Source organism: Qipengyuania qiaonensis, from assembly GCF_019711515.1.
In the GTDB taxonomy this organism is placed as follows: Bacteria; Pseudomonadota; Alphaproteobacteria; order Sphingomonadales; family Sphingomonadaceae; genus Qipengyuania; species Qipengyuania qiaonensis.
In genome coordinates this window covers 123361-146294 of sequence record NZ_JAIGNO010000005.1, presented here as the reverse complement: position 1 = coordinate 146294, position 22934 = coordinate 123361, and the positions used below count along the sequence as shown (strand labels likewise).

The following is a 22934-nucleotide window of genomic DNA, read 5'->3' as shown; positions in this document are numbered from 1 at the left end:
GCGTTTCGCACTATTTCTCCCGCAGGGCGAAGTCCACCTGGATATAGACGTCGCTGCGCGTCGTGCCGATCATCATCGAAGGTGAACCCTGCTCGGGCGCGGGCATGGCGACCGGCGGCGGAGGCGCGACATTCTGCGTGCGGATTGCCGCGCTTTCGGCCGTCGCATCGGCGCCGCGTAACCATGTCTGCCCCTGCGTGCCCCCCGCATCGCGGATGTACAGTACCCGGCTGACTTCCATTCCTGCTGCTGCGGCGTAGGCTTCGGCGCGCTTCCTCGCCGCCTTGTAAGCATCGGCGTAGGCGAGATTGGCCGTCGCCTCGGGATCTGTCATCGACAGGCTGGGGCCCGCAACGATGTTGGCACCGGCCTCGGTCACGGCGGTCACCGCTTCGCCCGCCTTGTCGGGACTGCGCATGGTGACTTCGACCACGTTGCTCGCCTGGAACTGGCCCTTCCGGTCGCCCCAGTCGATCCGCTGCACGCTCACTGCGCGGGTCTGGATATCGTCCTGTTCCACGCCGAGTTCGCGCAAAGCTGCTACGATCTCGGCAATTTTCTCCTGATTGGCCGCGCTCGCATCCCTGGCCGAGCGCGCCCAGGTTTCGATGCCCGCCTGGAACTGCGCGCGATCTGGGCGACTTTCGGCCTGCCCGCTGGCGCTGACCGAGAGGAGCGTTTCGCCGTGATCTACGCCCCGCGCCTCGTCGGTTCGATCGGAACAGGCGGCCAGCGCCAGTGGCGCCGCGAGCAGAACGGAGAGCGATTTCGACATGCAACAACCCTTCGATGTAACAGCATCACATCGAAGGGTTGCCTCTCATCGCCTGAACCGCTGCTGACGGTCTCTATCGATCAATCGCGTTTGCGGAACAGCAGGGTCATGCGGTCGCTTTCGCCCTTGTCCTTCAGATCGTCGCGCTTGGTGCGCAAACTGGGAGGCATTTCCCAGACGCCTTCCGGATAGTCGGCACTGTCGGCGGGGTTCGCATTCACCTCGCTGCTGCCGACGAATTCGAAGCCGAGCGCCTCGATGTACCCAACCACGTCATCCTGCCGCAGATACCCCTTCGAGCCATCGGCATATTCAGCCGTTGCTTCCGCGGGCGCACGATGCTGGACGATGCCGAGCATACCGCCCGGCTTGAGCAGGCCGCGCATGGCCTTGATTTCGCTGTCGGCATTGTTCCAGCGCATCATGTTGTGCAGCATGCGGATGACGACAACCCGGTCGAATGTTCCGGCTTCGCCTTCAGGCACCGCATCCAGTGTGAAAGCCGAGAAGTTGGCTGCCGGAAGGCCGGTGGATTCGGCGGTCTTGGCAGCAAAGCCGGTGGCGCCTGCACGGATGCCTTGCTGGGTTTCGTCGTTGAACGGCCCGCTGGCGGGATCGAAATAGAGACCGACGAGCTTGCCTTCGCCGCCAAGGTAATGACCGAGTACCCGGGTGTACCAGCCGCCGCCCGGCGCATATTCGCCGACCTTCATGTCGGGCGCGACGCGGAAGAAGGCGAGCGTTTCCGCCGGGTGGCGATACTGGTCTCGCGCCCGGTCGTCGGCCCGGCTGGGATGGTTGATCGCACCGGACATGGCTTCGGCGTGGGTTGCCGCAAACGCCTCCGCACTCGGCAATTCGTGATTATCCGCAGCCGCGGGAACGGCAAATGCCAGCGCGGCGGTTGCAAGCAGGTAACGCATCATGTCTCTCCCTCTGAACAGTCCGTATCGTCCTGCACCTGCATGCAGCGGATGACAAGCGCGAGACGGATTCCTATCTGGGCGTCCAACAAGGAGATACGGACATGGCGGAACAACAGGCGATCGTTGCCGGCGGGTGCTTCTGGTGCACCGAAGCAGTGATGAAGGACGTGATCGGCGTGAGCGGGGTCGAGAGCGGCTATATCGGCGGTCACCAGGCCAGCCCCACCTACAAGGAGGTCTGCACCGGCAATACCGGCCATGCCGAAGGTGTACGAGTGACATTCGACGACGAGCAGATCACCCTCGAACAGTTGTACGACGTCTTCATGGGCACCCATGACCCGTCCCAGCTCAATCGGCAGGGCAACGATGTCGGCACCCAGTACCGCAGCGCCATCTTTCCGCTGGAAGGACAGGAGGACGAGGCGCGCGCCGCGATCGACCGCTGGAACGACGAGCATCCCGGACAGGAAGCCGTGACGACCATCGAAGGCGGCGAATGGTATCCGGCCGAGGACTATCATCAGGAATACTGGGAAGGCGAAGGCCAGCGAAACCCCTATTGCCTGGCCGTGATACCGCCGAAGCTGATGAAGCTGCGCAAGAGCTTCCAGAAATACCTGAAGGAAGACGCCTGATTCGGCGGTCCGCGCGTTCAGCTTCGTGACGGCGAAGCTGAAACATGGACCGCCTGTTACACTGTTCAGGGACGAAAAATCCGCCACCCGATGGATGGCCTCCAGGCTGGCGATGGCAAACAGCGGATGGGGCGTGCGCGGCATGGGCTTATAGCTGCCACGTCCACTTGCCAGTAGGAAAGTCTGGGATCGCATAGGGTATTCGGCGCCAAACCGCAGCGCCGTATCATGGGTGCGCGCAGGAGCAGCCAGTGTTGCTGCAATGCAACGAAATTACGCTCCGCCACAGCTTCATAAAACTGCAGGCCAACGGCAATCTTTGCGTCACAAGGCAATTCTACCCGGCTGGCGAACCTTATTTCCCAACAAGTCGAGACGATACCCCGGTCATGAAAACAGCTTTGTTCCGCGCAGCTCTGCTCGCGTCGATCGCGCTTCCCACCGCCCCTGTTTTTGCGCAGGAGCAAGCCGAGAGCGAAACGCCCGAAAGCGGATTTTCGGGCAATACCATCGTCGTGACCGCGCAGAAGGTCGAACAGCGCGCGCAGGATGTGCCGATCACGATCACGGCCGTTACGGGCGAACGGATCAAAGACCTTGGGGTGTCCGACCTCGACGAACTGTCGAACTATGTTCCGGGCCTCAATATTCAGGAGCAGAGCGCCAACAATCCCGGCGTCGTGATCCGCGGGATCACCTCGGACAGCGGTTCCTCGCAACAAGGTCCGCGCGTCACGCTCTATTACAATGGCGTCGATATCTCGCGCTCGCGCGGGTCGTACCAAGCCATTTACGACCTTGACCGGGTCGAGGTCATCAAGGGGCCGCAAGCCACGCTGTTCGGCACCGCGTCTGCCGTGGGTGCAATCAGCCTCATCTCCGCCCGCCCGCGCGAAGGCTTCTCGGGCGAGCTGACCGGCAGCTACGGCAATTTCGACCAGACACTGCTCGGTGGCTATGTCAATGCCGGGTCGGACGTTCTGGCCGGTCGCGTCGCCTTCGAATGGCGCACGCGCGATGGCTATGTTGAAAACCTCGCCGAGAGCCAGGAAGAGGAACTTTACGCGCAGGATCAACTGGGGGTGCGCGCGTCGCTGCGCTACACCCCAACCCCGGAACTGACAGTCGATCTGATCGGCACGTATGACCAGCAACGCAATGGCGGTACGCCATTCGTGTCGGGCACCCTGCCCGCTTTTGCCGGTGCACCGGGCGGCCCGGACAACGCTTTCGAGGATGCCAATCTCGGCGGCTCGCCCTATTCGGCGGACGCGCTCGGCGATGCGCAACTCGGTTTGAATCGCGAAGTCTACGACCTGAACTTCACTGCCGAACTGGCCATCGACGACAACTGGACCTTCACCACGGTCAATGGCTACCGCGAATTCGACAGCGCCGAAGTCTTCGACGCCGACGGTTCGGCGGCCCCGTTCCTCGAATTCGCCGAGATCGCCAAGGGCAACCAGTTCAGCCACGAGGGTCGTTTCAGCTATTCCGGCACGAACCTGCGCGGCTCGTTCGGCTGGAACATCTTCAGCGAGGAAGGTCGTCAGAACGTGCCTTTCTCGACCGAGGAAGGGACATTCCTGCAATGCCTCAGCTCGCTGTTCGGTGACCCGCTGATTGCCGGCATTCCCTGTGTGGCACCCGATGGCAGCGTGCCATCCTCGGCAGTGACCGGGTTGGCCACCGGGGGTGCGGTAAGCGCGATTCCCTATCGCTCGGAATTCGAGAACCGGGGTGAAAATGACAGTTACTCCGTATTCGCCGATGTCACCTACCTTGTCGGCGACTCGCTCGAACTGACTGCCGGCCTGCGCTATCTTACGGAAGATCGCCGGTCGGGCTATCTGACCAACGTTCCCAACTCGGTGCTTAGCGGCGCGCCGCTTGTACCGGGTCAGCTCGATACTGGCGGCCGGGTCTTTTCCGCCGAAGACAGCTTCGATGCGTGGCTGCCGCGTTTCAACGTGCTGTATCGCGTGTCGCCCGAAGTGAACGTTTTTGCGACCGTCTCCAAGGGACGCCGTTCTCCGGTAGTGCAGCTTTCGGCGACGCAGGATACTGCCGGAACGGTAGTGCCCAACCTGCAGCTAGTGCCGGAAGAGACGGTGTGGAATTACGAGGGAGGGATCAAGCTCGCAAGCGGCCGCGTCTCCGGTTCGCTGGGGGCATATTATCAGGTCTACGACGGCTTCCAGGTGACCGTCGTTGACACCGACGGTATGAGCCGCACTGAAAGCGCCGGTAAGGCCTCGAATCTTGGGGTCGAAGCGGAAATCTCGGTCCAGCTTGCCGACTGGTTCAGTGTCTTCGCCAATGCCGGCTATATCGACGGCGGGATCGATGAGAACAATTCCTTCGCTCCGCAGTTCTCGGGCGCACGCTTCCGTCTCCAGCCCGAGTTCCAGGCCGCCGGTGGTTTCACCATCGACTATCCGCTCGGCGGCGGCGCGCGCCTGTTTGCCACGCCCAGCATCACGCATCGCAGCCGGATCTATTTCGAAGTGCCCAATAGCGAGCTGATTTCGCAGGGGCCGGTGACGCTGGTCAATGCGCGCGCGGGCGTGAGTCTGGCCGACGACCGCTACGAGATCGCCGGCTTCATCCGCAACGCTTTCGACGAGGATTACCTGCTTGACGCCGGGAACACGGGGGGCGCATTCGGCATCCCCACCTTCATTCCGGCCGAGCCGCGATTCTACGGCATCCAGTTGACCGCACGCTTCGGCAACTGATTGCAGCGATGTTAGGACGAGGCCGCCGGAGTTCGCGCTCCGGCGGCCCGTTTTATCGACTGCGGCTAAGCATCGCTACCTGATCCAGCGCGCGACGAAAAATCCGTCGAGGCCGCCTGCGTCGGGAAGCATTCCGGGATCGGTACGCAGCCACCCTTCTTCGGTGGATGTCAGCCCGGTTGGCAATTCGGAGGCCAGGATCGGAGCTGCGGTCAGATCGACAGCCGCTGCCCGGGCTTCGCCCTCTTCGCGCTCCAGCGAGCAGGTTGCATAGACCAGCGTTCCGCCCGGCTTTAGCCAGGCCTGCACACGCTCCACCAATGCCTTCTGCAACTCAGCCATCTCCTCGATCTGGCGATGGCCGATGCGGTGAAGGACGTCGGGATGGCGGCGGGCGGTGCCGGTGGCGGTGCAGGGTGCGTCCAGCAGAATTGCGTCGAACTGGTGCTTCGGCTCCCATGTCAGTGCGTCGGCGCGCACGGTGCTGGCCTTGAGACCCGTTCGCTTGAGATTGGCCTTCAGCAGGTCCAGCCGGCGCTTGGAGATATCGAGCGCGGTAACTTTCCAGCCCTGCGCCACCAGCTGCAGCGTCTTGCCGCCGGGTGCAGCGCACAGGTCCAGCACGTGCCGGCCCTCGCCCTGTCCAAGCAGGCGCGCCGGAAGCGATGCGGCGAGGTCCTGCACCCACCACGCACCGTCGGCGAAACCGGGCAGCTTTTCGACATTTTCGCCGCGCGGCAGGCGCAAATGCCCGGGCAGCAGGCTGTCGGCGGACATCTTCGCCTGCCAGTGTTCGGTCTCGGCCGGATTGCGCAGGGTCAGATCGAGCGGCGGGGGCTCGGCGAGGCCGGCGGCGATAGCAGGCGTGCGGTCGCCCCAGCGCGCAGCCACCTCGACGGGCATTGTCGGGACATCGGGAAGCGCGGCCTCGCGCTTGGTGAGCGTGGAGAAGACGCCATGTGCCAATCTGCGCGGACCGCCCGCGAGCAGATCCAGTCCCGTCGCCACCACCGCATGCGGCGGTGTATCGAGCCGGAGCCATTGCGCCAGCATCATGCGCAGAACGGTGCGTACCTTGGCATCGTCTGGCAGCGGCTTTTTCGTGGCGCTGTCGATCAGTGCGTCGAGATCGGTCAGCCACCGCAGCACCTCGCTGGCGATGGCGCGGGCAAGCGCCTTGTCCTCGAACTTGCGCACGTCCTTCGTGGCACCGTTGAACGCGATGTCGAGCGTTTCGCCGCGGCGCAGCACTGCATCGAGCAGACGCAGTGCCGCGCGGCGGGCATGGATACCTTGGGGTTGGGCCATTGGCCGGGCGCCTTACGCGGACTTGCGCAAAGCCGCCAGCACCATCATCTTGGGGCCATGTCGAAACGCGCGAGCAAACGCCCGGAGGGATTCGAAAAGCCCTCGCACTGGACCAACGATCCCCCGCCCGAACCGAAAAAGGGCAAGGACGAGGAAGAGTTGAGCCCCACCCGCTATGGCGACTGGGTGAAGGACGGCATCGCTATAGATTTCTGAGTAGCATCGGTCATTGCGTGGAGCCGCAGGCGACGCGGCAATCCATAGGACTATTCCGTGGATTGTTTCGCTAAGCTCGCAACGACTAGGAGATGGGCTTGAGCGCGATCTTCAGCCCATCTTTCGGTTTGGGGATCGGCCAGGCCTGCCAGTCCGGGTCGCCATCGGTCAGTTCAACACGATAGCGCGGCAGCAACTGCGCCATCAGGATCTTCACCTGCATATAGGCGAAATGCAGGCCGAGACACATATGCGCGCCTCCGCCGAAGGGGACCCAGGCGTATTTGTGCCGCGCCTTCACCTTGTCGGGCGTAAAGCGCAGCGGATCGAACTTTTCCGGTTCGTCCCAGTATTCCTCGCTGTGGTGCGTCCAGTGGATGTTGATACTGACAGGCGTGCCAGCCGGGATCGTGTAGCCGCCATACTCGAATTCGCGCAGCGCGCGGCGGGGCATGGAAGGCACGGGCGGGACAAAGCGCAGAGCCTCCTTGAACGCCATTTCGGTCAGTTCGAGCTTGCCGAGATCGTCGTAGGCCAGATCGCGCGGCTTGCCATTTGCATCCGCGCCGCCGGTGACGGCTTCTATCTCCGTGCGTAGTTTCTCCTGCCACTCGGGATGTTTGGCGAGCAGCCATAACAGCGAGGTCGCACTCGACGTAATGGTGTCGTGCGCGGCCATCATCAGGAAGTTCATGTGGTCGACCACCTCCTCGACCGGCATCAGGCTGCCATCCTCGTACTCGGCGGTGGCGAACTGGCTGAACATGTCCTGCCCGCCGCCTTCTGCCCGGCGGCGGTGGGTTTCCTTGGTGAAATAGTCGACCAGGAAAGCGCGCCCGTCGACACCCTTCTTCATCTGGGTGAAGGGCAGCGGCTTGCGCACCGGAGCGACGCTGGCCTGCACCATATCGACAAAGGCGCGGTTGATCCGGTCCGCTTCGGGTCCCCAGGGTATGCCGATGAAACTGTCCGCCGCGAGATCGAGCGTGAGTTCCTTGATCGCAGGGTAAAAGCACATCGTGCCACCGCCCCATTCCGCTACGCGTCTGGCGATGCCACGATTGAGTGCGCCCGTGTAATGCCGCATCGGTTCGGGCTTGAAAGCGATCGACAACGCCCGGCGGTCGGCGCGATGATGGTCGAAATCGATGAGCATCAGACCTCGCGGGAATAGCTGGTCGAGAATCGGTCCCCAGCCCTGTTCGGAGGAAAACAGCTTGTCGCGGTCGAACAGCACCAGTTCGTTGGCATCGGCCCCGATCAGCGCGACGGTCCACCCGCCGAACGCCCTGTTCTTGTAGACCCGGCCATATCGCGCGACCATCGCCCCGACCACGCCATGCGGATCGGCAAGCATTTTGAACGTGTTGCCGACGAGCGGCCAGCCCTTCTCTCCCGGAATATGGGCGAGCGCATCTTCGGAAGGATTGCCTTCCGTCCAGTGGGACGGGGCGACTGCAGCAGATTGGTGCGCGGCGAGCGAGGCCATAAGGTAGCTCCTGACAACTTACCGCAGTGTAAGTAATGTCTAGCCGTTAATCCACCCTGACAATTCGCGCCGCAACAGGGTTTCCAGCATGGCGAGCCCGGCTCCGGAAGTATTGAGACAAGACAGTGCCGCAAACCGCTCTCCCCCAGCCTCCGTGAATTGCTCGCGCCCCTGAATCGCAAGCTCTTCCAGCGTTTCGAGGCAATCGGCGGAAAAGCCGGGCGCGGCGATTGCGAGGCGCTTCGTGCCCGCCCCCGCCTCTTGCGCGAGCACCGCATCGGTCGCGGGTTCGAGCCACTTTGCACGACCGAAGCGGGACTGGAAGGTGGTGCGGATTTTCAGACCGGGGCGCCGCAACCTATCCTGCAGCAACCGCGAGGTTTTCTGGCACTGGCAGTGATACGGATCGCCCAGGTGCAGGGTGCGCTCGGGCATGCCGTGGAAGCTCAGCAGCAGCACCTCGGGTTCGAAATCCAGTGCATCGAGTTGTCTCCCGATATCCGCGGCCAGTGCGTCGATATAGGCGGGATCGTCGTGATAGGGCGGCATGGTGCGCAACGCAGGTTGCCAACGCATTGTGCGCAGATAATCCGCAGCCTTGTCCACAACCGTGGCGGTCGTGGCGGCGCTGTATTGCGGATAGAGCGGCGCGAGCAGGATCCGCTCGTACCCGGCATCCATGAGGGCCTGCAGTCGGTCGGGGATCGATGGTGTGCCGTAGCGCATCGCCCAGTCGACACGAACGCCCTCACCCAATCGCGTCTGCATGGCTTCGGCCTGCTGGCGGGTGATGACCGCCAGCGGCGATCCTTCCTGCGTCCAGACCTGTCCATAGGCATGCGCGCTCTTCTTCGGGCGCGTGTTGAGAACAATGCTACGCAGGATCGGCTGCCAGACGATGGCGGGAATTTCGACCACGCGGCGATCGGACAGAAACTCGGCAAGATATTGCTTTACCGGCCCCGGTTCGGGTGCGTCGGGCGTGCCGAGATTGACAATCAGCACCCCGATGCCGCCCGATTTCACGGGTGGGTGATCGGCCGGTAGCTGTTGGTCGCGCCAGGTCATAAACCCTCCGAAAGCAATGGCAGTCGGCGAAAGCGCACTCCGGTCGCGGAGTAAAGGGCATTGGCGATGGCCGGCGGCGCTACCGCCACGCCCAGTTCGCCCGGATCGAAGGCCGGGCCGTCGCCGGTAACGAACTCGATCACGATTTCGGGGCAGTCGGCCAGAGTGGGGAGTGCGAGACCCGACAGACGATTGGGAACCGGTTTGCCGTCTTCATAGGCAATGCTCGAACCCGTCGCGAGCGACAGGCCGAAGATCAACCCGCCTTCGATCTGCTGGCGGGCGATGTCGTGATTGACGACGCGGCCGATATCGACGGCTGCATGAAGTTTCGTCACCCGCACGCCGCCCTCGCCCAAGGAAGCCTGCGCCACGCAAGCGATCCGTCCACCGCCGTCCGGCGACCCCATACGCACCATGGCGAGACCCTGGCCCGTCCCGCGTCGACCGCCATCCCAGCTCGCCAGCCGAGTGGCGCGACGCAGCGTGTCGGCCATGCGCGGGGACTGCCCCAGCATCTCCATGCGATAGAGAAAGGGGTCGCGCCCGGCTCGCTCGGCCAGTTCGTCGATAAAGCTTTCGGTGAAGAAGGCGTTGTATGCCGCTGCATTGCCCCGCATGCGCCCGGTAGGAAAAGGCAACGATACCGGAAGGTGATCGATCGCCACGTTCTCGATGGGATAGGGCGGCACCGCACCTTCGCAGGCAAGCACATCGGCTTCGCCCTCCGAACGCTCGGCCGCGGCCTCTGCCGTCATGTTGTCGAACAATCTGTTGCCAAACTCGCGAACCGTAGCCGGCATGGCGAGACGCGTACGCCAGGCCGCGATGCGTCCTCCGCTCGTCGGCACGAAGGCTGCTTCCAGCCGGGCACTGACCGGCGTGCGAACGGGGATCGACTGGAACTCCTGCACGCGCGGCCAGGTCAGCTGGACGGGCCGTCCGATTTGCTCGGCGATCTGGGCGGCCTCAATAGCGTGACGCCGCTCCAGTCGTGCATCGAAGCTGCCGCCCGCTGCCGTGGGGTAGAGAACGACGTCCTGCGGCGAGATTCCTATCGCTTTCGCCGCAGCGCGCCGGGTCAGTTCGGGCGCCTGCGCGGCGATCCACAGCTCAAGCGTCGTACCATCGTAGCGCGCGGTTGCGCTGGCGGTTTCGATGGCGGCATGAACGGCAGGCGCGACCATATAGGTTTCCGCATGGTCTGGCCGCGCAAGCAGGCCATCGGCATCGCCCACCTCCACAATACGCTCGAGATCGGTCGTTTCATGCGCCGCTTCCAGTGCCTCCAAAGCCGCAACGCTCTCGACCGATCCGGGGCCGCCGAAGACGGGACGCATCGACTTGAGGGCCTGCTCGGCGATCCACCAGCTTTCAGCAACGACTGCCAGATAGCGCTTGGATTTCACCACCGCGACAAGGCCCTTCAGCCCGGAAATTGCCTTCGTGTCGAAGCGCACGAGATCGGTATTGCCCAGCGGCCCATGCCTGATCGAAGCATAGACCATTCCCGGCAGACGGATATCGCCGGCAAAAAGGAAGCTGCCATCGACCTTGGCGGGGAGATCGAGGCGAGGAAATGAAGGGGCAAGTTCGGCTTCGATCGGAGAAGGATCTTCTGCAGCCGGCTCGACCTTCAAGGGTGGCGGATCGGGCGGTTCGAGTTCCGCTGCTGCCTCGGCCAGTTTGCCGAAACCCAGCTCCTGTTCGCCATGCCGCACCAATCCGCGCTCGACTTCGCACTCCTCCCAATCGACACCCCAGCGCGCTGCCGCGGCCATGGCCAGCAATGCCCGGGCACTTGCCGCAGCCTCCCGCAAGGGCGTTTCGTATCCGCTCAGCGACATGCCGTCGGCCGTCGCTATGAATGCGCTCTTGCGAGCGAAATTCTCGGCCAATCGGCTGTCGGGATCGCTGGCGAATGCCGGCAGATTAGACCACAGCGGAGCCCATTTCGCAGCCAGCGGAATATTGGCGTAGAGACCCGAAGGAGGCGCAGGTTCCACCGCGATCTGCCGCCAGTCCGCACCGAGCTCGACTGCCACGACCTGCGCCAGAACGGTCGTGATCCCCTGTCCCATTTCCAGCTGGGGAACGGCCACCGTAACGACGCCATCGCGCCCGATAGTGATCCATCCACCGAAGTCACGCTCGTCCGGGCCGGGTGCGAGCGGGCTTGAATAATGTCGCGGCCACAGCCACCAGGCGACGGCCAGGCCGCCGCCGACCAATGCACCCGCGACCAATTGCCGACGGGTGACCGGAAAATCGCCTAGCTTGTCGCGCCAATCCATGCGTCGACCTTGGCGGCAATGTCGTGAAACGGCCGGGCAAGCGCATCGTCGCCCGCGGCAGGTGGCGTGCCCCTGTCGCTCCCCTCGCGGATGGCCAGATCCAGAGGGATGCGCCCGAGAAAGGGCAATTCGAGGCGTTCGGCCGCGGTCTCGACCCCGCCCTTGCCGAACGGATCGGAAACCTCGCCGCAATGCGGACAGGCATAACCAGCCATGTTCTCGACCAGCCCGATGACGGGCACTTCCGCCTGATCGAACAACTGCCCGGCGCGCGCCGCGTCGATCAGCGCAAGGTCCTGCGGAGTGGAAACCAGTACCGCCCCCGCCGGCTTGAACCGCTGGAGCATGGTAAGCTGCACATCGCCCGTCCCCGGCGGCAGGTCCACCAGCAGCGTATCGATATCGCCCCAGTGCGCGTCGACCAGCTGTGACAGGGCATTGCCAGCCATCGGCCCCCGCCAAGCCAATGCGCGACCCGGTTCGACGAGGTGCCCCATGGAGAGCACGGGGATGCCAAAGGCGCTTTCGACCGGGACCAGCTTTTCATCGCGCGCGACCGGCTTCTGGCCCTGATTGCCGAATATGACCGGCTGCGAAGGGCCGTAGATATCGGCGTCGACCAGTCCGACCCTGCGCCCTGCGCGACCGAGGGCGATCGCCAGATTGGCAGTCAGCGTCGACTTGCCCACTCCGCCCTTGCCACTGCCGATCGCGATAAGTCGGCGCTGCTTGCGCTCTGCCGTCAACACGACCCGGACTTCCGCAACATCGTCCCGAGCGGACAAGGCGGTGTCGATCGAGCGCTTGATCTCGTCACGTTGCTGTTCGTTCAGCCCGGCTGCATCGACCACGACGATCGCCCTCCCACCCTTCAGGGAAAGCGTTGCAACATGTTCGGCGATGCTGGCAGGCAACAGCGATTTCGGGTCGATTGAACTCATGTGCGGCGCTGCTGTAGCATCGAAAAGCGCGCGGCAACCCCTGTTTTTCCGCCGAACCACGCCTATAAGGTATCGCATGAGAATTTTTGACGGGTTCGGACAGAGGATTTCCCTGGCGATGGCGGGCAAGAAAAGCCCCTGGGGCGGCGGCTCCGGGCAAGGCGGCGATGGCGACAAGCCGACGGGCACGGAAAGCGGCGACAAGCCGAAGGGTCCGCGCAACCCCTGGCTCCCGCCCGGCGGCAGCGACGAAGGCCGACGTGCCCCGAATATCGAGGATATCTTCAAGAACCGCGGCCCCGAAGGCCCGCGCCGCAGCGGCGGCGGTGGCCCCGGCGGTCCCAATTTCCGTTTCCCCCAGCGCCCAGGCGGCAAGAGCTGGTTTCCGCTGGCCGTCATCGCGATCGTCGGTATCGGCCTCGTCGCGACGAGCGTCCATCTGATCGGTCCTCAGCAGCAGGCCGTGGTAAAGACGCTGGGCGATTATACGCGCACGCTGCAACCGGGCTTGCGCATAACGGCACCCTTCCCGATCGAAACCGTGGATGTCGAAGACGTCGAAGGCGTGCGTTCGGTTCGTATCCCGGGCGGCGACAGTCAGGCCAAGCTGATCCTGACCGGCGACCAGAACCTCGTCGATCTGAGCTATATCGTACGCTGGAACATCAAGGACCTGGCCGATTTCAAATTCCGCATCGTCGATCCCATCGATACGGTGAACGAGGCAGCCGAGGCGGCCATGCGCGCCTCGGTGGCGGAAACTCAACTCGACGAAACCTTTTCGGGTCAGGGCCGCGCTGCAATCGAACAGGACGTGCGCGAGCGCATGCAGCGCACGCTCGACGGATACCGTGCCGGCGTCCGCGTACTTGGCGTGGAAATCGAAAAGGCCGATCCGCCTGCACAGGTCGTCGATGCGTTCCGCGATGTGCAGGTCGCCGAACAGAACGCCGATGCGGCACGCAACCAGGCACGCGGCTACGCGCAGCAGGTACTGGCGCAGGCCGAAGGTGAAGCGGAGGCCTTCGACAAGGTCTACGAACAGTACCGCCTCGCCCCGCAAGTAACGCGCCAGCGTCTGTATTACGAAACGATGGAACGCGTGCTGAGCCAGACCGACAAGACCATCGTCGAGACCGACAACGTCACGCCTTACCTGCCGCTGCCGGAAATCCAGCGGCGCGCGCAGAGGACTGCGCCCGATACCGTTGTGACCGCACCGGAGGGCCAGTGACATGAGCAATTTTCTTCAGGATCACCGCAACACCGTGATTGCGCTCGCCGCACTGCTGATCGGCCTCATGATGAGCGCCTATGTCGTGCCCGAGGAAGAGCAGGTCGTGATCATCCGCACCGGCCAGCCGGTCGGTACGGTCAATACGCCGGGCGGTGAGACCGGTGCCGGCATCTATTTCCGCGTGCCGATCATCGAAAGCGTCAACCGTATCGAGAAACGCCTGCTCGATCTGGAAATGACCGACGAGGAAGTGCTGTCGGCAGATCAGCAACGCCTGCTGGTAAACGCCTATGCCCGCTTCCGCATTACCGATCCGGTTCGGATGGTCGAACGCGCCGGCTCCACTCAGGGCGTAAGCGACGCGCTCGAGCCGATCCTCAATTCGGTACTCCGTCAGGAGCTGGGCCGCCGGACCTTCCAGGCGATGCTCACTGCCGAGCGGGGCAGCGCGCTGGCCAATGTTCGTGCCAATCTCGATCGCCAGGCGCGCCAATACGGGGCCGAGGTGGTCGACGTGAAGATCGTGCGGACCGACCTGCCCGAAGCGCCGCTGCAATCGGCTTTCCGGCGGATGGAATCGGATCGTGAACGCGAAGCGCGTACGATCCGTGCCCAAGGCAGCCGCGATGCGCGCATCATTCGCGCCGATGCCGATGCGGAAGCCGCACGCATCTATGCAGAAAGCTTCGGCAAGGATGCCGAATTTTACGATTTCTACCGCGCGATGCAGAGCTACGATGCGACCTTCTCGAATGGCGAGAACCCGTCGGAGAGCAGTATCATACTGTCGCCGGACAACGAGTATTTGCGGCAGTTCCGCGGGCGACGTTGATCGTTCGTCGAGCGGTTCCAACGCCGTTCAAACGGTATTCAGCGGCGAGCACGACAGTCGTCCGCCGGAACGTTTAGACATGCCTGGCGGTAAAGATCACCGTCGGCGCAGTCGATACAAGGTAATGAAGAAGGACGAAAAGGACGTGAAGCCAGTGCGATATGCATATTCCGTGACGAGTGCGCTGCTGCTGGGTGGCGCCGCGATCTCGCTCGCGACCGGCTATCCGGCGGGCGCGCAGGTTGCCCAGAACGATGACAGCCATATGGCCCGGGTCGTCCCGCGCGCCGGTGCCCCCGAAAGTTTTGCCGATCTGACGGCCCAGTTGCAGCCTGCGGTGGTGAACATCTCGACCCGCCAGCGGATCGAAGTGGCCTCCAACAATGCCAATCCGTTCGCCGGCACACCGTTCGAAGGTTTGTTCGGGCGTCGCGGCGGCGGGCAGCAACAGCAGGAACCGCAATATCGTGAAGGCCAGTCGCTGGGCTCGGGCTTCATCATCTCTGCCGATGGCTATGTCGTGACCAACAATCACGTGGTCAGCCCGACCGGGCGGGGAACGGTAGAAGAAATCACCGTCATCATGCCGGACGGCACCGAGTACAATGCCGAACTCGTCGGCACCGATGCGCAGTCGGACCTCGCCGTACTCAAGATCAGTGGCAACGGGTCTTTCCCATTCGTCGAATTCGGCGATTCACGGCAGGCACGTCCGGGCGACTGGGTGGTCGCGATCGGGAATCCCTTCGGCCTCGGCGGAACGGTAACCTCGGGCATCATTTCGGCGATTCAGCGCGTCACCGGACAGGGCGGCGCCTATGACCGTTATATCCAGACCGATGCCAGCATCAATCGCGGCAATTCGGGTGGCCCGCTGTTCGACATGCAGGGCAATGTCATCGGCATCAACAATGCGATCTTCTCGCCGTCGGGTGGCAGCGTAGGCATCGGTTTTGCGATCCCCGCCGAAATTGCCGCGCCGATCGTGCAGCAGCTGCGCGACGGGGTCGAGATCGAGCGCGGCTATCTGGGCGTTCAGCTGCAGCCGGTGACCGACGATCTCGCCGATTCGCTCGGCATCTCGCAGAACCGCGGCGAGTTCATCCAGTCCGTCCAGCCCGGCGAGCCCGCCGATCAGGCCGGTATTCGCGCGGGCGACATCGTCACGAAGATAGATGGCAAGGACATCACGCCCGACCAGACGCTGTCTTTCCTGGTTGCCAATATCCGCCCCGGCAGCTCGATTCCGGTCGAACTGATCCGCGACGGTCAGACCCGCCGTGTCAACGTGACCGTTGGGAAGCGCCCTTCGGAAGAGGAACTGCGCCAGCAGCAGCAGTTCGATTCCGATGCGGAGGAAGAAGGCTCGATGGAGCCCGGCGACAACGAGGTGATCGAGCAGAAACTCGGGTTGCAGATGCTGCCACTCACGGCGCAGATCGCCCGCCAGCTCGGCGTCGATGCCGACACCCAGGGGCTCGTCATTGCCGGGGTCGACCAGAACTCGGATGCGGCTCGCAAGAACCTGCAGCGCGGCGACATCATCCTGACGGCCAACTACCGGCCGGTCACCACGCTGGAGGAACTCGAAAACACTATCCGCAGCGCGCAGAACGAGAATCGCGAGGCGGTCCTGCTGCGTATCCAGCGCCGTGGCCGGCCACCGGCCTACGTAGCCGTGCGCTTGCGCTGAGGCTTCGAAACTACGGAAAGAAGGGCGGCTCCCCATCGGGGAACCGCCCTTTTTCTATGCCCCCTAGATCAGTTTGCCGGGCGCGGCGGAGGGGATTGGCCCGGGTCGCGGCTCGAACCGGTAGCCTCGTCGAGGAAATCGTCGCCGATTGCCTGCGGCGCTCCATCGCTGCCCCGCGGCGGTTGCTGCGGTGGCCGTGGGCCCGGCGGCGGCGTGCGCGGCCGGTCGCGATCGAGTGTCCGGTCGAATTCGTCGCCGAAAGGATCGTCGCGCGAGCCGTCCACGGTGCCCGGTTCGATCAGATTGCCCTGCTCGTCGATGAAATAATAGTCTTCGGGATCGCCGAGCATATATTCGTCGTCCGGTTCAAGCTGCCATTCCGGAAGCTGCAGATCGGTGTCGAATTCCTGGACCGGACGATCCTTGACCGCATAGCGCATGTAGGCCGCGAAAGCGCGCGCAGGCGCCGTGCCCCCCTGCAACCCGCCGACCCGCGCATTGTCGTCGCGCCCCATCCATACGCCGGTCGTGATGCCAGACGAGAAGCCGACGAAATAGCCGTCCTTGTTCGAGCTGGTCGTCCCTGTCTTGCCCGCGACGGGCCTGCCGATATCCGCTGCACGACCGGTACCGGTGGCAATGGCGGTCTGCAGAAGATCGGTTATCCCGGCAGCGACATAGTCCGGCACAAGCTGGGCTGTGCGCGCCCGGTTCTCGTGCTGGTAGAGCAGTTCGCCCTCGGCGGTTTCGACCTTGAGAATGCCATAGGGTTCGACCGAGGTGCCACCCGCAGAAACGGCAGCGAAGGCACGGGTCATGTCGATCAGGCGGACTTCGTTCGATCCGAGTACCATCGCCGGATAGGTATTGATCTCCGTCGTGATCCCGAACCGGCGCGCCATTGAGGCCACCGTGCCGAAGCCGACTTCGTTGCCGAGCTGCGCCGCCACGGTGTTGATCGAATAGGCGAAGGCTGTGCGCAGGTCGATTTCGCCGACATTGCGCCCGGACGAATTGCGCGGGCTCCATCCCTCGATCGTTACCGGCGTATCGACCACTCGGTCGTCGGGCGTGTAACCGGCCTCGAGAGCCGCGAGATATACGAACAGCTTCCACGACGAGCCGGGCTGTCGCAGTGCATCGGTGGCACGATTGTAGTTGGTCTCAATGTAATCGGTCCCCCCGACAAGCGCGAGCACCGCCCCGTCACGGTCCATGCTGACCAGCGCGCCTTGTGCCGCCTCCGGCGTGTTCGACTTGATCGAGGCGGTCGCCGCGCGCTGCATGCCGACATCCAGCGTGGTCCAGACCTCGATCGGCTCGAAGGTTTCGGGAAGGAGCAGATCGAGCTGGGGCAGCGCCCAATCGGTAAAGTAGCGGACCGAGTTCTGGCCGGCCTCTTCCTTCAGCTTCACAGCGCTCGGATCGACGGTCGCATTGGCGGGAATGCGGCCCTGTTCCTTCATCAGTCGCAGAACCACGCTGGCGCGACTCACGGCCGCATCGACATCGGCCGTCGGAGAATAGCGACTGGGAGCTTTTACAAGGCCCGCAATGATCGCCGCTTCCGCGGTCGAAAGTTCGGTCGCCGGATGGCTGAAGAACTTGCGACTGGCGGAATCGATGCCATAGGCGCCGCCGCCGAAATAGACCTTGTTGAGATAGAGTTCGAGGATCTGTTCCTTGGAGAACTTCGCCTCCAGCGCCATTGCCAGAACGGCTTCGCGCAGCTTGCGATCGAGCGAGCGATTGTTGTTGAGAAACACGTTACGGGCGAGCTGCTGGGTTATGGTCGACGTGGCCGAGACCCGCCCATCGCCCGTTGCCGCCGTGTAAACGGCGCGAACCAGACCATAGGGATCGACACCGAAATGCGAATAATATCTGCGGTCCTCGACCGAGATCATCGCGTCTTTCATGACCTGCGGAATTTCGTCCGAGGTCAGCCATTTGCCAAAGCTGGGGCCCAGTTCGACGATCTCCGTTCCGTCTCGCGCACGCACGACGATGGTCTGTGCGGTCTGGGTCGCTTTGAGCTGGTAGTAACCCGGCATGGAGCGAGCCGCGAATGCGACGGCGAGGCCGACGAACAGCGCAACCAGCAGAGCGATTGCGCCGCCCCAGATGAACATGCGCCGCATCCATAGCCCGATCCGGCTTGGCGGCTTGTCCGCTGCTGCGCGCGCTGCACGTTCCTTGCGCGCCGCGCCTTTGCGGCGGCTCCCTCTCTTATCCATCGGTTATGCAGGTACCCTTTGTCTTCGCCGCCCTCGGTTGAAGGCTCTATAAGTCCCACGCTATCGCATGGCGAGGTCTAATCCCGGGTGAACGGGCGCGCGGCCAACCCCGCTCAGTCGTCGGGCTCGAATTCGAGCGCGGCGGAATTGATGCAATAACGCATGCCTCCTCGATCGGGCGGGCCGTCGGGAAAGACATGTCCCAGATGCCCGCCGCAATTGGAGCAGGTCACTTCGGTGCGGATCATTCCGTGCGACGTATCACGGTGCTCTTCCACGGCCTCGCCTTCGGACGGCGCGGTAAAGGCGGGCCAGCCGCAGCCGCTATTGTACTTGTCGTCGCTTTCGAAAAGCTTCTGCCCGCAGCCGGCGCAGTAGTATTCGCCGGCATCGTATTGCTTGTCGTATTTGCCGGTAAAGGCGCGCTCGGTCCCCGCTTCACGCAGAACGTGATATTGTTCGGGGGTCAGCTTCTCGCGCCATTCCGCATCGGTCGTTTCGGGCTTGTCGCTCACATGTTGTCCTTTCGCCGGATACTCCCAATATAGGGCGAACCGGAACCGATGCACGCAGTTCCGCAACTTCGCCGGCAAGCTGCGCGACGATTTGCTTGACGATTCGGAGGGGCGACGCTAAGTGCGCCGCTTTCCGGCGGCCCGTGCCGCCTCTTCGCACGCACTTACGAGATTTTCCGCCGCGCATATCGTGCGGCCTGACGAGGACAGACATGGCCAATACGCCGCAAGCCAAGAAGCGCATCCGCCGCAATGAGAAGCGCGCCGACATCAATGGTGCTCGCCTGAGCCGCATCCGCAACTTCCTCAAGAAGGTGGAAGTCGCGATCGAAGGTGGCGACAAGGACGGCGCCCAGGCCGCGCTCAAGGCAGCGCAGCCCGAACTGGCGCGCGGTGTTGCCCGCGGCGTGTTTCACAAGAACACGGCCGCCCGCAAAATGAGCCGCCTGACGAAGCGCGTTTCCACGCTCTGATTCGGTCTCGCCGGTTGCGCCGGCGAAGTGAAATCGAAAGAGGGTCGCCGGTCGAACCGGCGGCCCTCTTTGTCGTATTACGGTTGCGTTTCGATACGCACCCGTAACCCCCCTGTAATGCAAACCGAGAGAATCCCGCGATTCGCAGGGTCTGAATTTGCGAATTCGAACAAATTCATCGACTTGAACGAAGGCCTGCGGCTTACACCCGAGTCAACAACTATATTTCATATTTTTTGCAGTTATCCCCCTTGCGACTCATCCTGCGAGCGACTTACACAATGGTTCTTGGCTCGGGACGGGACAGCCCGGGCTCTTAGAAAATCGATGAGTGAGAGGATCTCCGGGGACACCATTCTCGGAGCATGGCCGGGTTGTGCCAATCTTGCTGACAGCTAAATCACGGGCGCCGCGAGACGCCCTTCGGGGGAATTTGCGGGAATGCGCGAAGCATCTAAAACCGGGGCAACGAAAAAGGCACAGGACGATTTCATGGAAGATCTGGAAGCGGTGAACCTGGCGGCGGATTGGGCAGACATCAGCCAGGGCCTGCGAAAAGATCTGGGGCACCAATTGCACAGTCAGTGGATCAAACCGATCCAGGTCGGCGAAATCGACAAGGATTCGGGTACGCTCGACCTGTTCCTGCCTACCGAATTCAGCGCCAACTGGGTGAAGGACCGTTTCGCCGACCGGCTGAGCCTGGCGTGGAAGATCGCGCGCAGCGAAGTACGCGACGTCCGCATTCAGGTGCATCCGGGCCGCCGTCAGGTCGCCGATCTGCGCCTGCATTCCGACGGCCGCCGCCCGGCGAACGACGGCGCCGATACCTCGATGATGGCGATCGGAGCCGACACGCTCGGCGATACCGGCTTCACCAGCTCGGTTGGCCTCGACCCCAGCCTTACCTTCGCCGCCTTCATCACCGGCGAGGCCAATGTGCTGGCCTTTAACGCCGCGCAGCGGATGGGCGCGACCGAGAAGCCGCAATTCTCGCCGCTCTACCTCAAGGCCGCGACCGGTCAGGGCAAGACACACCTGCTGCACGCCATCGGCCACAGCTTCCTGCAGGCGCACCCGCGCAGCCGGATCTTCTACTGCAGCGCCGAGCGCTTCATGGTGGAATTCGTCCAGGCGCTGAAGGCCAACCAGATGCTCGAGTTCAAGGCGCGCCTGCGCAGCTTCGACCTGCTGCTGGTGGACGATATCCAGTTCATCATCGGCAAGGCTTCGGCGCAGGAAGAGCTGCTCTACACGATCGATGCACTGCTGGCCGAAGGCAAGCGTCTGGTTTTCGCCGCAGATCGCGCGCCGCAGGCATTGGACGGGGTCGAACCGCGCCTGCTCAGCCGCCTTTCAATGGGTCTCGTCGCGGATATCCAGGCGGCCGATATCGAACTGCGCAAGAAGATCCTCACCTCCAAGCTGACACGGTTTGCTCCGCTGGAAGTGCCTGCCGACGTGCTCGATTTCCTCGCCCGCACGATCACGCGCAATGTGCGCGAACTGGTCGGCGGCCTCAACAAGCTGATCGCCTATGCGCAGCTGACCGGACAGGAAGTCTCGCTCCAGCTGGCCGAAGAACAGCTCACCGATATCCTCTCGGCCAATCGCCGCCGGATCACCATCGACGAAATCCAGCGCACCGTATGCCAGTTCTATCGCATCGATCGCAGCGAAATGAGCAGCAAGCGCCGCGCCCGGGCCGTGGTTCGTCCGCGGCAAGTGGCGATGTATCTGTCTAAGGTCCTCACGCCGCGCAGCTATCCAGAAATCGGACGCAAATTCGGCGGACGCGATCACTCTACCGTGATCCATGCCGTGCGTCTCATCGAAGACCTGCGCCAGCGCGACGCCGATATGGACGGCGATGTGCGCAGCCTGCTCCGCCAGCTCGAAAGCTAGACACTATCTTCCGTAGTCCTTCGGTTCGCTAGAATACGGAAGTCGCTGCTGTTAGACAGGTTGGAGCAGAGACCTGTCGACAGCTTCTCCACACAGTGCCAACAGGCTTTCGATGAGCCTATCCCCCGACCGCCTCGATCGTTTTGCACGCCATATCGTGCTACCCGAAATCGGCGGTGCGGGTCAGGTCGCGCTGGCGCAGAAACATCTCGTGCTGATCGGGCTCGGCGGAATCGGGTCTCCGGCGCTGCAATATCTCGCGGGCGCGGGGATCGGGAAACTGACGCTGGTCGATGACGACCGGGTCGATGCGAGCAACTTGCAGCGCCAGACGCTCTACAACACGCGCGATATCGGTCATGGCAAGGCGGTGATCGCCAAGCGCTGGGTGACTGGTTTCGACCCGGCGCTCGACGTTGCGATCAGCGATCGCCGGATCACGCGCGAGAATGCCCCGGCCCTGCTCGACGATGCCGATCTCGTGCTGGACGGGACGGACAATTTCGCCACCAGGCTGGCCGTTTCGGATGCCTGTGTCGATGCAGGCGTGTCGCTGCTATCCGCCGCGGTTGGCCGCTTCCAGGGCCAGGTCGGCGCCTTTGCCGGCCATCTCTCCCACCAGCCCTGCTATCGCTGCTTCGTCGGCGATGCCTTCGACGCGGACGATTGCGACACCTGCGCCGAGGATGGCATGCTCGGCGCCATGGCCGGATGGGTCGCCACATTCGCCGCGATGCAGGCGGTGCGCATATTGCTCGCCGGCGTCAGCGCATTCGGCGAGGCCGACTGGGGTCGCGTCCATCTGCTCGATGGCCTCAAGCCGGGCATGCGGAGCTTCACCATCGCCAAGGATCCCGCTTGCAGCGCCTGCGGGTCAGCCGTTTAGAACCTCTTCGACCCATTGCGGCACCAATTGCGTCGCAGGGCCGTGGCGCGATTCGTGGAACCAGCGCGATCCCATGCTGGCCTCCAGATTGAGTTCGAGCGTGCGGACACGCATATCGCGCGCTTCCTGGACGAAACCGGCAGCGGGATAGACCGCGCCCGAAGTCCCGATGCTTACGAACAGGTCGGCCTGGCGCAGAGCCGTATAGATGCGATCCATCTCGTATGGCATTTCGCCGAACCAGACGACATCGGGGCGCAGCGCCTGCGCATCGCATGACGGGCAGTGCGGCCGGTCGATGAGCGTCCCCGTCCACGGCGTACGCGTGTCGCAGGCGGTGCACCAGGCATTGAGGTGGGTGCCATGCATGTGCAGCACGCGATGGGCGCCTGCCCGCTCGTGCAGATCGTCGACATTCTGGGTGACGATCAGCAGATCGCCGTGCCATCCGGCATCCAGCCTTGCCAGCGCGTCATGCGCGGCATTGGGCTGCTTGGTCTGGATCGCTTCGCGGCGCATATCGTAGAAATTGAGCACAAGGTCGGGATCGCGCGCAAAGGCTTCGGGCGTGGCGACATCCTCGACCCGGTGCTGTTCCCACAGCCCGCCCGCATCGCGGAAGGTATCGATACCGCTCTCTGCCGAGACACCTGCGCCGGTAAGGATGACGATGTTGCGAATGTCGGCCATTGCCCTCAAGTAGCGAAGCGCTAGGGCATGTCAAAGCACCCTCACCTAGCGAAGCGGAACCAAGCCGCACACG

General features: G+C 63.3%; 19 protein-coding genes. 9 read left to right on the top strand and 10 right to left on the bottom strand.

The genetic code is table 11. The annotated features are described in order from the left end of the window. Positions 1–10: 10 nt before the first annotated feature. On the bottom strand, positions 11–775 hold the full coding sequence (locus tag K3174_RS10045; protein WP_221558133.1) for an SIMPL domain-containing protein: 765 nt from the start codon (positions 773–775) through the stop codon (positions 11–13). An 80-nt stretch (positions 776–855) separates the two neighbouring features. Further along, complete coding sequence (locus K3174_RS10040) at positions 856–1701, bottom strand: class I SAM-dependent methyltransferase (protein ID WP_221558132.1); 846 nt, start codon at positions 1699–1701, stop codon at positions 856–858. 101 nt (positions 1702–1802) lie between these two features. On the opposite strand from K3174_RS10040, the gene msrA reads away from it, so the two are divergent. Together msrA and K3174_RS10030 are read left to right on the top strand one after the other, a co-directional pair. Next, on the top strand, positions 1803–2339 hold the full coding sequence (msrA, locus tag K3174_RS10035) for a peptide-methionine (S)-S-oxide reductase MsrA (RefSeq protein WP_221558131.1): 537 nt from the start codon (positions 1803–1805) through the stop codon (positions 2337–2339). Positions 2340–2728: 389 nt separating this feature from the next. Further along, positions 2729–5077 (top strand): TonB-dependent receptor, encoded by a 2349-nt coding sequence (locus K3174_RS10030; RefSeq protein ID WP_221558130.1) that lies wholly within the window; start codon positions 2729–2731, stop codon positions 5075–5077. 75 nt (positions 5078–5152) lie between these two features. On the opposite strand, the gene K3174_RS10025 is transcribed toward K3174_RS10030, so the two are convergent. Next, positions 5153–6385, bottom strand: coding sequence for an RsmB/NOP family class I SAM-dependent RNA methyltransferase (locus K3174_RS10025; RefSeq protein ID WP_221558129.1), 1233 nt, complete (start codon positions 6383–6385; stop codon positions 5153–5155). Between the two features lie 57 nt (positions 6386–6442). Between K3174_RS10025 and K3174_RS10020 the strand changes: the two genes are divergently transcribed. After that, positions 6443–6601 (top strand): DUF1674 domain-containing protein, encoded by a 159-nt coding sequence (locus tag K3174_RS10020; protein ID WP_221558128.1) that lies wholly within the window; start codon positions 6443–6445, stop codon positions 6599–6601. 85 nt (positions 6602–6686) lie between these two features. Here K3174_RS10020 and K3174_RS10015 read toward each other — a convergent pair whose 3' ends face one another. Genes K3174_RS10015 through K3174_RS10000 form a run of 4 tightly spaced genes read right to left on the bottom strand, consistent with a single transcriptional unit; the run spans position 6687 to position 12393 of the window. Continuing rightward, positions 6687–8090 carry a cytochrome P450 gene (locus tag K3174_RS10015; RefSeq protein WP_221558127.1) on the bottom strand — a complete coding sequence of 468 codons (1404 nt, stop codon included), beginning with the start codon at positions 8088–8090 and terminating at the stop codon, positions 6687–6689. A 39-nt stretch (positions 8091–8129) separates the two neighbouring features. After that, positions 8130–9158 (bottom strand): ferrochelatase, encoded by a 1029-nt coding sequence (gene hemH, locus K3174_RS10010; RefSeq protein WP_221558126.1) that lies wholly within the window; start codon positions 9156–9158, stop codon positions 8130–8132. Beyond that, positions 9155–11452, bottom strand: coding sequence for a xanthine dehydrogenase family protein molybdopterin-binding subunit (locus K3174_RS10005; RefSeq protein WP_221558125.1), 2298 nt, complete (start codon positions 11450–11452; stop codon positions 9155–9157). The genes hemH and K3174_RS10005 overlap by 4 nt, the downstream gene beginning before the upstream one ends. Next, positions 11431–12393, bottom strand: coding sequence for an Mrp/NBP35 family ATP-binding protein (locus K3174_RS10000; RefSeq protein ID WP_221558124.1), 963 nt, complete (start codon positions 12391–12393; stop codon positions 11431–11433). Before K3174_RS10000 ends, K3174_RS10005 begins: the two co-directional genes overlap by 22 nt. A 118-nt stretch (positions 12394–12511) precedes the next feature. On the opposite strand from K3174_RS10000, the gene hflK reads away from it, so the two are divergent. From hflK to K3174_RS09985, 3 genes are all read left to right on the top strand, one after another. Beyond that, complete coding sequence (hflK, locus tag K3174_RS09995) at positions 12512–13627, top strand: protease modulator HflK (protein WP_247712064.1); 1116 nt, start codon at positions 12512–12514, stop codon at positions 13625–13627. Position 13628: 1 nt separating this feature from the next. After that, the gene (hflC, locus tag K3174_RS09990; RefSeq protein ID WP_221558122.1) at positions 13629–14462 is read left to right on the top strand and encodes a protease modulator HflC; all 834 of its coding nucleotides are present in this window, start codon (positions 13629–13631) and stop codon (positions 14460–14462) included. A gap of 124 nt (positions 14463–14586) precedes the next feature. Continuing rightward, positions 14587–16155 carry a Do family serine endopeptidase gene (locus K3174_RS09985; RefSeq protein WP_221558121.1) on the top strand — a complete coding sequence of 523 codons (1569 nt, stop codon included), beginning with the start codon at positions 14587–14589 and terminating at the stop codon, positions 16153–16155. Positions 16156–16223: 68 nt separating this feature from the next. On the opposite strand, the gene K3174_RS09980 is transcribed toward K3174_RS09985, so the two are convergent. After that, complete coding sequence (locus tag K3174_RS09980) at positions 16224–18392, bottom strand: transglycosylase domain-containing protein (protein ID WP_221558120.1); 2169 nt, start codon at positions 18390–18392, stop codon at positions 16224–16226. A gap of 113 nt (positions 18393–18505) precedes the next feature. Next, positions 18506–18907: a peptide-methionine (R)-S-oxide reductase MsrB gene (gene msrB, locus K3174_RS09975; RefSeq protein WP_221558119.1), complete on the bottom strand. Its 402-nt coding sequence runs from the start codon at positions 18905–18907 to the stop codon at positions 18506–18508. 212 nt (positions 18908–19119) lie between these two features. On the opposite strand from msrB, the gene rpsT reads away from it, so the two are divergent. The 3 genes from rpsT (at position 19120) to K3174_RS09960 (ending at position 22171) form a co-directional block, all read left to right on the top strand. After that, complete coding sequence (gene rpsT, locus K3174_RS09970) at positions 19120–19380, top strand: 30S ribosomal protein S20 (protein ID WP_221558118.1); 261 nt, start codon at positions 19120–19122, stop codon at positions 19378–19380. Positions 19381–19821: 441 nt separating this feature from the next. Continuing rightward, the gene (gene dnaA / locus K3174_RS09965; RefSeq protein WP_221558117.1) at positions 19822–21285 is read left to right on the top strand and encodes a chromosomal replication initiator protein DnaA; all 1464 of its coding nucleotides are present in this window, start codon (positions 19822–19824) and stop codon (positions 21283–21285) included. Between the two features lie 112 nt (positions 21286–21397). After that, complete coding sequence (locus K3174_RS09960; protein ID WP_221558116.1) at positions 21398–22171, top strand: HesA/MoeB/ThiF family protein; 774 nt, start codon at positions 21398–21400, stop codon at positions 22169–22171. On the opposite strand, the gene K3174_RS09955 is transcribed toward K3174_RS09960, so the two are convergent. Then, positions 22160–22861 carry an NAD-dependent deacylase gene (locus K3174_RS09955; protein ID WP_221558115.1) on the bottom strand — a complete coding sequence of 234 codons (702 nt, stop codon included), beginning with the start codon at positions 22859–22861 and terminating at the stop codon, positions 22160–22162. The two genes, K3174_RS09960 and K3174_RS09955, sit on opposite strands and share 12 nt — an antisense overlap. Between the last annotated feature and the right edge of the window lie 73 nt (positions 22862–22934).

Bases quoted from the DNA above. Each gene is read 5' to 3' on its own strand.
- dnaA (WP_221558117.1), top strand. From the start codon at position 19,822: ATGCGCGAAGCATCTAAAACCGGGGCAACGAAAAAGGCACAGGACGAT.
- K3174_RS10045 (WP_221558133.1), bottom strand. From the start codon at position 775: ATGTCGAAATCGCTCTCCGTTCTGCTCGCGGCGCCACTGGCGCTGGCC.
- hflC (WP_221558122.1), top strand. From the start codon at position 13,629: ATGAGCAATTTTCTTCAGGATCACCGCAACACCGTGATTGCGCTCGCC.
- hemH (WP_221558126.1), bottom strand. From the start codon at position 9,158: ATGACCTGGCGCGACCAACAGCTACCGGCCGATCACCCACCCGTGAAA.
- K3174_RS10005 (WP_221558125.1), bottom strand. From the start codon at position 11,452: ATGGATTGGCGCGACAAGCTAGGCGATTTTCCGGTCACCCGTCGGCAA.
- K3174_RS09955 (WP_221558115.1), bottom strand. From the start codon at position 22,861: ATGGCCGACATTCGCAACATCGTCATCCTTACCGGCGCAGGTGTCTCG.
- K3174_RS10015 (WP_221558127.1), bottom strand. From the start codon at position 8,090: ATGGCCTCGCTCGCCGCGCACCAATCTGCTGCAGTCGCCCCGTCCCAC.
- K3174_RS09985 (WP_221558121.1), top strand. From the start codon at position 14,587: ATGAAGAAGGACGAAAAGGACGTGAAGCCAGTGCGATATGCATATTCC.
- K3174_RS10030 (WP_221558130.1), top strand. From the start codon at position 2,729: ATGAAAACAGCTTTGTTCCGCGCAGCTCTGCTCGCGTCGATCGCGCTT.
- K3174_RS10020 (WP_221558128.1), top strand. From the start codon at position 6,443: ATGTCGAAACGCGCGAGCAAACGCCCGGAGGGATTCGAAAAGCCCTCG.
- hflK (WP_247712064.1), top strand. From the start codon at position 12,512: ATGGCGGGCAAGAAAAGCCCCTGGGGCGGCGGCTCCGGGCAAGGCGGC.
- rpsT (WP_221558118.1), top strand. From the start codon at position 19,120: ATGGCCAATACGCCGCAAGCCAAGAAGCGCATCCGCCGCAATGAGAAG.
- K3174_RS09960 (WP_221558116.1), top strand. From the start codon at position 21,398: ATGAGCCTATCCCCCGACCGCCTCGATCGTTTTGCACGCCATATCGTG.
- msrA (WP_221558131.1), top strand. From the start codon at position 1,803: ATGGCGGAACAACAGGCGATCGTTGCCGGCGGGTGCTTCTGGTGCACC.
- K3174_RS10040 (WP_221558132.1), bottom strand. From the start codon at position 1,701: ATGATGCGTTACCTGCTTGCAACCGCCGCGCTGGCATTTGCCGTTCCC.
- K3174_RS09980 (WP_221558120.1), bottom strand. From the start codon at position 18,392: ATGGATAAGAGAGGGAGCCGCCGCAAAGGCGCGGCGCGCAAGGAACGT.
- K3174_RS10000 (WP_221558124.1), bottom strand. From the start codon at position 12,393: ATGAGTTCAATCGACCCGAAATCGCTGTTGCCTGCCAGCATCGCCGAA.
- K3174_RS10025 (WP_221558129.1), bottom strand. From the start codon at position 6,385: ATGGCCCAACCCCAAGGTATCCATGCCCGCCGCGCGGCACTGCGTCTG.